The following is an 11,513-nucleotide window of genomic DNA, read 5'->3' as shown; positions in this document are numbered from 1 at the left end:
TCTTTTTCTCAACCGCAAATTTATTTTGAAATAAATTTTTGGCCTTTTATCCTTCCCACATCCCCCAGATCCATCTTTTCATTCACAACCGTTTCCTCCGAAGCGGGATGCAAAAGTAGAAAAAAAAGGGCAGCATCCAAACAGTTTACCGCTTTTCTCCCCGTGTTTTCCCTAAGGCGCTGTTTATCAAAGGAAAAAAATCGTTGGCCTCAAGAACATTTTGGACGCGTGAACTGTTATAAGGGGTTTCGCCAAGGTTTACGGGACAGCGGAAAATGTGTCTGCTGGTTTGTGCCGGGTTTAATATTCTATAGGTTGTATAGGTAGAGGAATGGCCATTCAGCGGGAAATTGAGCTAAAGGCTGGCAACTATAAAGTTGTTATGTGCTTTCTTTTGAACCATATAGAAATATAGAAGATATAGGGATGAGGCGATTTTGGAATCACTACAGTATTTGTTTAGTTTTTTTTACGCCAAACCATTTGTTTGCTGCAACGGCCGCGCCACCTAAACCTGACCGAAGTGGAAAACCCCCAGCGAGGAACGAGCGGGGATTTGGAACAAAGGGCGGGACGGTACTTATATATAAGTAATAACAGTGCTTTCCAAAATATCAATATATGTAATAGTATATATATATGTTAAAAATTGTTAACTATATATATGTAGTGGTTTCCATTACATAGCTTAGCGGCGAATTGTTTTTATTGATGTTATCGTATTATTAATTATCTTTGCAGAATGTTTAAAGTTAAACACTTAATTATTTTAGTATTTGTTGCCGCATTGGGTATTGCGGGCTGTAAAAGTCGTTTCGAGAAATTGAGAGCGAGTAATGATGTTGCAAAAAAATACCAGGAAGCGCTTCGTTTATATAATAAAAGAGATTATAGCAAAGCATTAGTGCTTTTTGAAGATCTATCTCAAAAATATCGTGGTCGTGCAGAAGCTGAGGATTTAAACTATTATTATGCCTATACTTTATATAGGTTGAGCGATTACACTACTGCGAGATATCAATTTAAGAGTTTTGCCGATACTTATCCTGCCAGTAAAAATGCTGAAGAGGCACGTTACATGGGTGCTTATTGTTATTATTTAGAATCACCTGCTTTTTCTTTAGATCAGGAGAATACTTATAAAGCTATTGATGCATTGCAATTATTTATTAACTTATATCCAACAAGTGATCGTGCTGCAGCCGCAAGTAAGTATATTGCTGATTTAAGAGGTAAATTAGAAGATAAGGCTTTTGAAAATGCCAAAATGTATTTAACTACTGGTCCTAGTAATGTAGATAATTACCGTGCGGCCGTTATTGCTTTAAAAAATGCACAGAGAGATTACCCAGATATTAAGTATGCTGAGGAAATGGACTTTTTGATGATTAAAGCACAATATTTATATGCTAAAAACAGTTACATCATTCGCCAGGAAGATCGCTATAATGAAGCAATAGAATTATATACCGAATTTACTGAAAACCACCCAGAAAGCAAATTTACTAAGGAAGCAAAGCAACTTAAGCAAGATGTAGAAAGTGGAATTGTAACTACTAAACAAGAGTTGGCTTTATATGCAGCTGACCAAGAAAAATACAAGCAGATGTTGATTAGAACAGGTAAATTAAAAGATACTGTTTCTACTAAACCAACTACTGCAGACAACACTAATATTAAAAATTAATTAATACATGAATACTAACAAACCTGCTGTACCGAATACTACAGTTACCAGAAACGTTCACGATTTAGATAGAACTACAGATAACTTATACGAATCTTTGGTTGTTATTGCTAAAAGAGCAAATCAGATTTCTAATAACGTTAAAGAAGAGTTACATGGTAAATTAGCAGAATTTGCTTCGAGTAACGATAATTTGGAAGAGATTTTCGAAAACCGTGAGCAGATCGAAATCAGCAAGCACTATGAGCGTATGCCAAAACCTGTTCTAGTTGCAATGGATGAATTTTTGAATGATAAAATTTATCACAGAAATCCTGCTAAAGAACAAAAATAAGATTGGCATAGCGCATGGAGTTTATAGCAAGCGTTTGTGTACGCTCTATGCACCATGCTTTAAAAGCTTTGCTTGATGCTAAAAAATAAAAATATTATCCTTGGCGTTTGCGGTAGTATAGCTGCTTACAAATCGGCCTTTCTGGTTCGATTACTAGTTAAAGCTGGTGCAAACGTTAAGGTTATTCTCACTCCTGATGGCGCTAATTTCATTACGCCTCTTACCCTTGCTACGCTTTCTAAAAATCCAGTTTACACTCAGTATTTTGAAGAAGAAACTGGTGTTTGGAGTAATCATGTAGAATTAGGCTTATGGGCCGATTTAATCATTATTGCTCCTATTAGTGCAAATACTTTGGCTAAATTGGCTACAGGGATTTGCGATAATTTATTGACTGCGATTTACCTTTCTGCCAAGTGCCCTGTGTATGTGGCTCCTGCAATGGATTTAGACATGTGGAAACATGAAAGCACGCAAAACAATATCGAAAAAATCTCCAGTTACGGAAATACCGTTATTTCTCCAGGAAGCGGTGAGTTAGCCAGTGGATTATACGGTGAAGGTCGAATGGCTGAGCCAGAAGATATTATTACTTTTTTGGAACAAATTCTAAAAGAGTCTCTACCCTTATATGGCAAAAACGTAATGGTAACCGCAGGCCCAACTTACGAGGCGATTGATCCAGTTCGATTTATTGGAAACCATTCATCAGGCAAAATGGGTTTTGCTCTTGCAAATGAGTTGGCTAAACTTGGTGCCAATATTACTTTGATTACAGGACCTACTGCTTTAAAAGCAAGTACTGAATTAAAAAGAATTGATGTGGTAAGTGCAGATGAAATGTTAAACGCCTGCTCCTCAATTTTTCCAGAGATTGATATTACGGTAATGTGTGCTGCAGTGGCCGATTATCGACCAAAAGTTGTTGCAACAGAAAAAATCAAAAAAAATGATAACGAGTTGCTTCTGGAATTAGAAAAAACGGTTGATATTTTAGCATCATTAGGAAGGGAAAAGAAAGCAAACCAGATTTTGGTTGGCTTTGCCCTGGAAACGAATGATGAAGAAAATTATGCAAAGGGAAAACTTGAAAAGAAAAATTTAGATCTAGTTATTTTAAATTCGTTAAATGATAAAGGCGCTGGATTTAAATCGGATACCAATAAAATTACTATTTTTAACAAAGCATTAGAGCGAACTGTATTTGAGATGAAATCGAAAACGGAAGTAGCTAAAGATATATGTGCTGCTATTTTAAATATTTCAAAATGATGAAAAGGATTGTTTGGATATTGCTACTGGTTGGTTTTGGTAAATTGCATGCTCAAGAATTAAATGCAAGAGTTACAGTTTTGGCGCCGCAGGTTTCGAACATGAGCAAACCAACTTTAGAAGCTTTGCAAAGAACAATCCGTGATTTTTTGAACAATAATAAGTTTAGCGTAGAAAGTTATAAACCACAAGAACGTATAGATTGCAGCTTTGTAATTACAATAAATTCTTGGGATGGCGGCTCAGGTTACACTGCCGAGGCGCAAATTCAAAGCAGTCGCCCTGTTTTTAATAGCTCATATAACAGTACTTTGTTAAACATGAGTGACAAGAATTTCGATTTCAGTTATAATGATGGCTCGACAATTGATTTTTCGGATCAAAATTATATTTCCAATATTAGTGCACTTCTATCTTATTATGCATACACCATTATCGGTTTAGATAAAGACAGCTTTGCTAAATTGGGTGGCAATAACTATTTCAAGAAAGCTCAAAATATTATCAACCTGGCCCAGGCTTCAGGTAATACTGGCTGGAAAGCTGCCGATGGGTTGCGCAATCGATTTTGGTTTAATGAAAACGTTTTAAATCCTGTTTTCAGTGAATTGCGTGTATTTATTTATGCCTATCATTTAAATGGTTTAGACCAATTAACGGATAATGATAAAGGACTAACACAAATTGTTTCTGCACTCCCAGCTTTACAACAGATGGATAAACAGAAATTAGGTTCGATTTTCCCCAATGTATACTTCGCTTCAAAAGCAGAAGAGGTTACTAATGTACTATCTAAATTGAATATGCAAGAACGCATGAAAGCATATAATATGCTGGCCGAAATTGATCCGGCAAACATTGGAAAATACGAAGGTTTGAAAAAATAACTCTGGTACCTTAATAAAGGTTTAATTGTTTTCCATTGAATAGGTTAATAAAATCTATTTGGAAAGCAATCTCTGCGTACTAATTGAAAGCCACCCCTACTTTCCGCTCATACTGCTGCAGGCCTTATTCACAGGCCGGTATCCGCTACAATTAGGTTTAAACAACTTAAACCTGTGCTATATATCTAATTTCTAAATGAATATATCTCCATTCGTGCAACGTTTAAATACTTCTCACGTCTGTTAATCAACAATTATATTTAAAAATCTGTTAAAATATTTTGATTATACGAATATCTTCGTACATTTGATTACGAAATAATTCGTACAACATGTAACAATATGACCAATAGCAACATCAAACCAACAGAAGGTGAAATGGAAATCTTACAAATGTTATGGCAGAAAGGCTTGGCAACGGTAAGAGAAGTTCATGAAGGGTTGAATAAAAAAGATTCAGGCTATACCACTACTTTAAAATTAATGCAGATTATGCATGAAAAAGGAATGGTTGAAAGAGATACCAATCAGAAAACGCATATCTACAAAGCTATTGTTAGTAAAGATAAAACGGAAAAACAAATGGTTAGCAAAATGATCGATAATGTTTTTAATGGCTCGGCGGCCCGGTTGGTTATGCAAGCTTTGGGTAACCACAGCGCAAGTGCAGATGAAATTGATGAAATTAAAAAATATTTAGATAGCCTTAAATAGGTTTAGGGTTTAGGGTTTAGGGTTTAGGGTTTAGGGTTTAGGGTTTAGGGTTTAGGGTTTAGGGTTTAGGGTTTAGGGTTTAGGGGCAACAAGCAGCCTAAATAAAAGATTTAACAATTTTAAAATTTAAAAGCGATTTAGGCTTCATTTAATAATCATCTTTATGGAAACTTTATTACAACAATTTATCAAAGCATTTGGCTGGAGCATTTTAAACTCACTTTGGCAAAGTGCACTTATTTACGGTGTGTTGTTTATCATCATGCTTAGCATACCTAAGTTGCCTGCAAAATACAAGCACAATCTGGCTTTTGGTTCGATCGTGTTAATGTTCGTTGGCTTCGCCTATAATTTCGTTAGTCAGATGATGGTTAGCATCCCAAGAGGAATATCTAGTGGTGAGGCACAAAACATTCAACTCTACCAATATTTTAATAACCTTACTCCTAGTTTTAGCAGTAAGGCCGAACAATACTTCCCTGTAATTTTAGTGTTTTACATTATAGGCATCATTCTACAACTATTTATAATCGCTAAAGGCTATCATCAGCTTGCAAAGTTAAAAAAGGATAGTTTAAGTGCTGTACCAGAAAATTGGAGAATATTGTTCCTGAACATTACCGAAAGACTTAAAATAAATAAATCAATTAAATTCCAACTATCATCAATTATAAATGTACCATTGGTAATTGGTTACCTAAAACCAGTTGTGTTATTCCCCCTTGCACTGGTAAATCAATTGGATAACGACCAGGTAGAGGCCATTTTAATTCATGAACTATCTCACATCCGAAGGAACGACTTCTTATTAAACTTAATCAAAACTGCGATAGAAACATTGCTATTTTATAATCCATTTGTATGGATGGCTGGAAGATTTATTCACATCGAACGTGAGCATGCCTGCGATGATTTAGTACTTAAGATAACGGGTAAGCCATTAAATTATGCTCATGCCCTATTGAAACTAGAATTACTTAAAGATAAAAACAGTCCGGCTTATGCCTTAGCGGCAACCGGAAAAACACAAAATTTATATCAACGCATAAAAAGAATAACCAATATGAAAACGAACTATTTAAATGCCAAACAGCAAATGGCAGCCTTAACTTTGGGGGTTGCATGCTTGTTCTCTATTGCATGGATTAATCCCGCAGAAAAGAAAAAAGAACATAAAACTATAGCCAAGCAACAGATAATTGCGATTAATAACGAATCTGGAGATCTTAAAACAATTGTTTGTTTAGATACTACCAAAAAGCGAAAAATTAAAATTGTAACCATTGATGCGAATGGCAAAAAAACCGAATATAACTCTGTAAAGGAAATGCCTGATAGTTTAAGAAGAGACTTCTACAATGATGAACTTTTCTCGGGAAATAAAGTGTTTAGAGTAAACCTTGATTCAGGATTTAAATTTAAGGATTCATTGTTTCAGGCAAAAATTAACAAGCAATTCAATTCGCCAGAGGCTAAGGCTAAATGGAAAAAATTTGGAGAAGATATAGCTAAAGAATATAGCTCGCCAGAAGCACAGGCGAAATGGAAAAAATTCGGTGATGATGTAGCCAGAGAATACAGCTCGCCAGAAGCTCAAGCGAAGTGGAAAAAATTTGGAGAAGATATTGCCAAAGCATACAACTCGCCAGAAGCGCAAGCAAAATGGAAAAAAATGGCTGAAGAATTTTCCTCGCCAGAAGCACAAGCTAAATGGAGAAAGCTAAGTGAAGATATGGTTGCCAAAATGAACACTCCAGAATTTAGAGCACAATTGGATAATGCTCGTATTCAGAGTTTAAAATCAATTGATCGCATTAACTTCCCTAAAATGCCTCGGATGAATACGGACTCGATATTTATCAGAATGAATGACAATATTGCGTATGGTATAGATGGCACTTCAATTCGCATAAATGAAAACTTGAACAACAATAAAGTTAGACAAACTGAAGAGTACAAAAAATTGAAACAGAAATTCGATAATGAAGTAAAAGAATTGAAAGAGAAAATGGAAAAAGCAGAGCGAAAAGAGAAAAAAGAGAACTAAACCAAACATGCAAATAGTAAAACGGCGGAGATTATTCTTCGCCGTTTTCGTTTTTAAGCGTTTGTTGAAATAACTTTTTAGTATTTTCGTAGTCTGTATGCTACAAAAACTTTCCATTCGTAATTACGCATTAATTGATAGTCTTGATATCGAATTTGATAAAGGCTTAAACATTATTACTGGCGAAACCGGTGCTGGTAAATCAATTATTTTAGGTGCGTTATCTTTAATTTTGGGACAAAGGGCAGAGAGTAAATATTTCTTTAACCAAGATAAAAAATGTGTTATTGAAGGGAATTTTGCTTTGGCTGACGACAAATTAAAAGAGATTTTTGAAAATAATGATCTCGATTTTTTTAATGAAAGTATTCTTCGCCGCGAAATTTCTATAGATGGAAAATCAAGATCGTTCATTAATGACACGCCAGTTAATTTATCCATATTAAAACAAATTGGAGAAAAATTAATCGATATTCACTCACAACACGCAACACAGGAAATTAACGATGCCGATTTCCAGCTTCTCATTGTTGATTCTTTAGCCAATCATAAATCCTTATTATCTGATTATAGAATAGGTTTTAAAAAACTGAAGCAAGAAAATAATCGTTTAAAAAAATTAATAGATGACGCGGCAGAAGCAAGAAACAAACAGGATTACGAACAATTTCTATTTAATGAGTTGGAGCAGGCAAATTTAAAAAGTGGTGAGCAGGAAGAATTAGAGCAAGAGCTGGAAAAATTGACGCATGCCGAAACCATTAAAAGAGGACTGCTTACTTCAACAGGTTTGTTAACTGAAAGCGAACCATCAGCGTTGCAGATTTTGAAAGAAGCGCAAATGCAATTGCAAAGCATTGAAAAATTCGATCCTGCGATTAATGTACTATTTGAACGTTTAAAATCTTCAATCATTGAAATTAAGGATATTGCAGATGAAGTTTCTAGTTTGGAAGGGAATACCATACATAGTGCCGATCGTTTGGAAATCATCAATCAAAGGTTAGATTTATTTTACTTGCTACAACAGAAACACCGAGTTGCCAATAACTATGAGCTTTTATACATTCAGAACCAATTGGAGCAAAACTTAAATCAGCTGTTAAGTTCTGACGAGAATATTGAAAAACTCCAGAAAGAAATCGAAAAACTTAAAATTAGCTTGAATAAGCAAGCTGTGCAGTTAAGTGCCAACCGCAAAAAAGCGATTAAAACTGTGGAAGAACAAACAGGAAAAACGCTACAAAAGGTTGGTATGCCAAGTGCCAAATTAGTTTTAGCACAAGAATCATTATCAGAATTAAATAAAGACGGCTTGGATGAAATCACGCTGTTGTTTACCGCAAATGCCGGACAAAAACCTGCTCCGGTAAATAAAGTGGCATCTGGTGGGGAATTATCAAGATTAATGCTGGCTATAAAAGCTTTGCTTGCTCAACATACTTCATTGCCTACCATCATTTTTGATGAAATTGATACGGGAATATCTGGTGAAACTGCATTAAAAGTTGGCGAGGTGATTTCTGATCTTGGTGAAAATATGCAAGTAATCTCCATTACCCATTTGCCCCAAATTGCTGCCAAAGGCAAATCTCACTATTTTGTCCATAAAAATGAAGCCGGAGGAAAAACCACCACAGGCATTCGCAAACTAAAACAAGAAGAAAGAGTTGGCGTTATTGCAGAAATGTTGAGTGGTAAAAATCCTGGCGCATCTGCGATTGAAAATGCAAAAGAATTGCTGGTGTAATAAAATATTTTAAAATGAGACTGCTGTGGCTAATGAAAAATTCCCTCACACAAGCGACAGATTAATTTAAAATCAATATTTTATGGATTCCCCTTCCAAAAATTTTCAATAATCTAAATTAACTATTAACTTAGTTGATATTTTTTTCTATGAGATCAACCATCGTTTTATTCTTTTTACTCTTAACAGTGCATTATTGCTTTGCCCAAACAAGCTTTAACCTATCAGGTACAGTAAAAGATAAACGTGGTGAAGTTTTGCCAGGTGCTGGAATTTTTGTGAGCGGATATAAAATAGCAACAGTTGCCGATAACAACGGGAAATATACACTTCCGCTTAAGCCAGGTAATTATGATATTTTATTTCAATTAATTGGTTATAAAGCTGTTAATAAAAATGTAATTGTAGCTGACAAGCCTATAAAGTTAGATGTTATCCTGGAAGAAAGCATTACTCAATTGGCAGAAGTAACCATTAAACCCGATCCTAATCGGGCCTATTATATTGGTATGTTTCGCGATTTTTTTATTGGCACAACTCCTAATGCGGCAGATTGTAAAATCATCAATCCCAATGTGTTACTTATCGATTATGATAATGAAATTAATAGGCTCACCGTAAAAACCAATGAATTTTTGATTATAGAAAATCAGGCTTTGGGTTATAAAATTAAATATTTGATCAAGCAATTTGAATGGGACAGTAAAACTCGAGTGATCTACTATGAGGGTTTTCCATATTATGAAGATTTAAAAGGATCAGAAAGAAAAAAAAGAATTTGGGCTAAGAAAAGGTTAACCGCTTATCTGGGTTCGTCGCAGCATTTCTTCAAATCACTATATCGAAACAAAGCAACAGAAGAGGGTTTCTTAATCAATAAGATAATTACCAAAACCAACCCCGATCGACCATCGGACAGTGTAATTAATGCCAATTTGAAACGCCTAACCAAAACGCAAATGGGTTTAAATGGCAAAATCGTTATCGGTGGAAGTAAAGATGATTCATTAAACTATTGGATAAGAAAAAGAAATCTGAATAAAGGTATTTCAATTTTAAATCGGGCACCTGTTTTACAAGACACGCTCGTTAAAAAATTTAACTCTAATATTAAATCGATAAATTTCACAGATAAGCTTTATGTAATTTACACCAAGGAGATGGAAAGTCCGCTTTTTACGAATCGTATTGGACAATCCATCTCGAGACCTTTAGATATGCCGAATTATCAAATATCCAATATTGATTTACAAATTGCCCCTGTTTATTTTTATGAAAATGGAGGGATTTACAATCCTCGATCGATGCTTTATTCTGGTTATTGGGCTTGGGAAAAGATTGCTGACAGCGTTCCAATGGATTATGTTCCCGCAAATGAGCCATAAAACAAAAGTTAAAACTGTTAAAATAATGATTATCCAATTAGAATATTATCACTTTTGGCTACATTCGCTCTCATGATTAAAAGCCTATTGGTATCGTTAATATTTATCATTATTGGTACTAATGTAATTGCTCAAAATACTTTTACCATTAGTGGTGTTGTTAGAGATAATAAAGATGGATTGCCTGGTGCAAGTATTTATTTAAGTGGTTATAAAATTGCAACTGTTGCAGATAATGACGGAAAATTTAAACTTCCTAACCTAAAACCTGGAAGTTATGATTTACTAGTGCAGATTGTAGGATATCTCCCCTATTCTAAAAGTGTTATTATCTCTGATAAATCGGTGGTGGTTGATTTAGTGTTAAAGGAAAATGTAGCCCAACTGGATGAGGTTGTGGTTCGGGCAGATCCAAATCGTCAAAAATATATTAACCAATTTAAAGAATTTTTTATTGGTAAATCGCCAAATGCGCTTCAATGTAAAATACTAAATCCGCAGGTACTTAATGTTGATTTTGATATTACCAAGAGTACTTTAACAGTAACCACAACAGAGTTTTTGGTGGTAGAAAATAAAGCATTGGGTTATCGTTTAAAGTATATGCTGGATCATTTTGAGTACAATTCTAGAACGCATATCATTTATTATTCCGGGCATCCATTTTTTGAAGAACTAAAAGCATCGCCGGCTAAAAAGAAGAAATACATTTCTGCCAGAGAAATTGCTTATCATGGTTCTTCACAACATTTTTTCAGGTCATTGTATGCAGGTAAAAGCAAAGAAGAAGGATTTATCATCAATAAAATGCTTAAAATCCCAAATCCTAACCGCTATCCAGAATACGTAATAAATAGCACTCTTGAAAAGATTAGAACCTTACCAGGGAAAACAGGTGTAAGAATAACGGCTGGAAAAATTGATACCGCACTGCTTAATTTTTGGACCAAGCAACAAGAGATGCCCCGAACCATCGATAAGTTTTCTAGAGGCGAAGTATTGCCAGATACATTGGTACATTATTTCGATGATAACCTAAAATACCTTAGCTATACCGATGCCCTGATTATTCAGTATACAAAAGAAAAAGAGTCTTTAGCTTATTCAAAAACTGGTTTTTGGATTTTCAGACCTTTAGATGTTCCTGAAAATGAAATATCAGTGGCCAACTTAACTAGTCCTGGTGTACGCTTTTACGAAAATGGCGGCATCCATGATTCACGATCCCTTTTATACGAAGGCTTTTGGGCTTACGAGAAAGTAGCAGATATGGTGCCGATGGATTATGTGCCACTTCCTCATTCAAATCAGTAATGTGTATCTAACGATTTCGATTTATGCTTACTATACCTTATAATAAAGCAGCATTCATTTTATCTTAAATTTGCTGGTTTGCTCAAACGAGAATAGTATTTTATTTATCAATTAATTTTTCAA

At 34.8% G+C, this 11,513-nt stretch carries 9 protein-coding genes; all 9 read left to right on the top strand.

All coding sequences use genetic code 11. The features are described from left to right. The first annotated feature begins 742 nt into the window (after positions 1 to 742). The 9 genes from LUA91_RS17900 to LUA91_RS17860 all read left to right on the top strand — a co-directional run bounded on the left by LUA91_RS17900 (position 743) and on the right by LUA91_RS17860 (position 11,390). Entirely contained in the window at positions 743 to 1,687 is a 945-nt protein-coding gene (locus tag LUA91_RS17900) for an outer membrane protein assembly factor BamD (protein ID WP_231427474.1), read from the top strand. Positions 1,688 to 1,694: 7 nt separating this feature from the next. Continuing rightward, positions 1,695 to 2,021, top strand: a complete 327-nt coding sequence (locus LUA91_RS17895) for a DNA-directed RNA polymerase subunit omega (RefSeq protein WP_196098764.1) — start codon at positions 1,695 to 1,697, stop codon at positions 2,019 to 2,021. Between the two features lie 75 nt (positions 2,022 to 2,096). Further along, positions 2,097 to 3,293, top strand: a complete 1,197-nt coding sequence (gene coaBC / locus LUA91_RS17890; RefSeq protein ID WP_231427473.1) for a bifunctional phosphopantothenoylcysteine decarboxylase/phosphopantothenate--cysteine ligase CoaBC — start codon at positions 2,097 to 2,099, stop codon at positions 3,291 to 3,293. Continuing rightward, positions 3,290 to 4,180: a DUF4835 family protein gene (locus LUA91_RS17885; RefSeq protein WP_231427472.1), complete on the top strand. Its 891-nt coding sequence runs from the start codon at positions 3,290 to 3,292 to the stop codon at positions 4,178 to 4,180. The genes coaBC and LUA91_RS17885 overlap by 4 nt, the downstream gene beginning before the upstream one ends. A 342-nt stretch (positions 4,181 to 4,522) precedes the next feature. After that, entirely contained in the window at positions 4,523 to 4,894 is a 372-nt protein-coding gene (locus LUA91_RS17880; RefSeq protein ID WP_231427471.1) for a BlaI/MecI/CopY family transcriptional regulator, read from the top strand. A gap of 163 nt (positions 4,895 to 5,057) precedes the next feature. After that, positions 5,058 to 6,941, top strand: coding sequence for a M56 family metallopeptidase (locus tag LUA91_RS17875; protein ID WP_231427470.1), 1,884 nt, complete (start codon positions 5,058 to 5,060; stop codon positions 6,939 to 6,941). Between the two features lie 97 nt (positions 6,942 to 7,038). Then, positions 7,039 to 8,691 carry a DNA repair protein RecN gene (recN, locus tag LUA91_RS17870; protein ID WP_231427469.1) on the top strand — a complete coding sequence of 551 codons (1,653 nt, stop codon included), beginning with the start codon at positions 7,039 to 7,041 and terminating at the stop codon, positions 8,689 to 8,691. A 149-nt stretch (positions 8,692 to 8,840) separates the two neighbouring features. Then, on the top strand, positions 8,841 to 10,076 hold the full coding sequence (locus LUA91_RS17865; protein WP_231427468.1) for a carboxypeptidase-like regulatory domain-containing protein: 1,236 nt from the start codon (positions 8,841 to 8,843) through the stop codon (positions 10,074 to 10,076). A 72-nt stretch (positions 10,077 to 10,148) separates the two neighbouring features. Beyond that, positions 10,149 to 11,390 carry a carboxypeptidase-like regulatory domain-containing protein gene (locus tag LUA91_RS17860; protein ID WP_231427467.1) on the top strand — a complete coding sequence of 414 codons (1,242 nt, stop codon included), beginning with the start codon at positions 10,149 to 10,151 and terminating at the stop codon, positions 11,388 to 11,390. Positions 11,391 to 11,513: the final 123 nt, after the last annotated feature.

The sequence above is a fragment of the Pedobacter sp. Leaf250 genome, assembly GCF_920984735.1.
Taxonomy (GTDB): Bacteria; Bacteroidota; Bacteroidia; order Sphingobacteriales; family Sphingobacteriaceae; genus Pedobacter.
The sequence above is the reverse complement of the archived record's forward strand: the minus strand, read 5'-3'. Positions and strand labels throughout refer to the sequence as shown.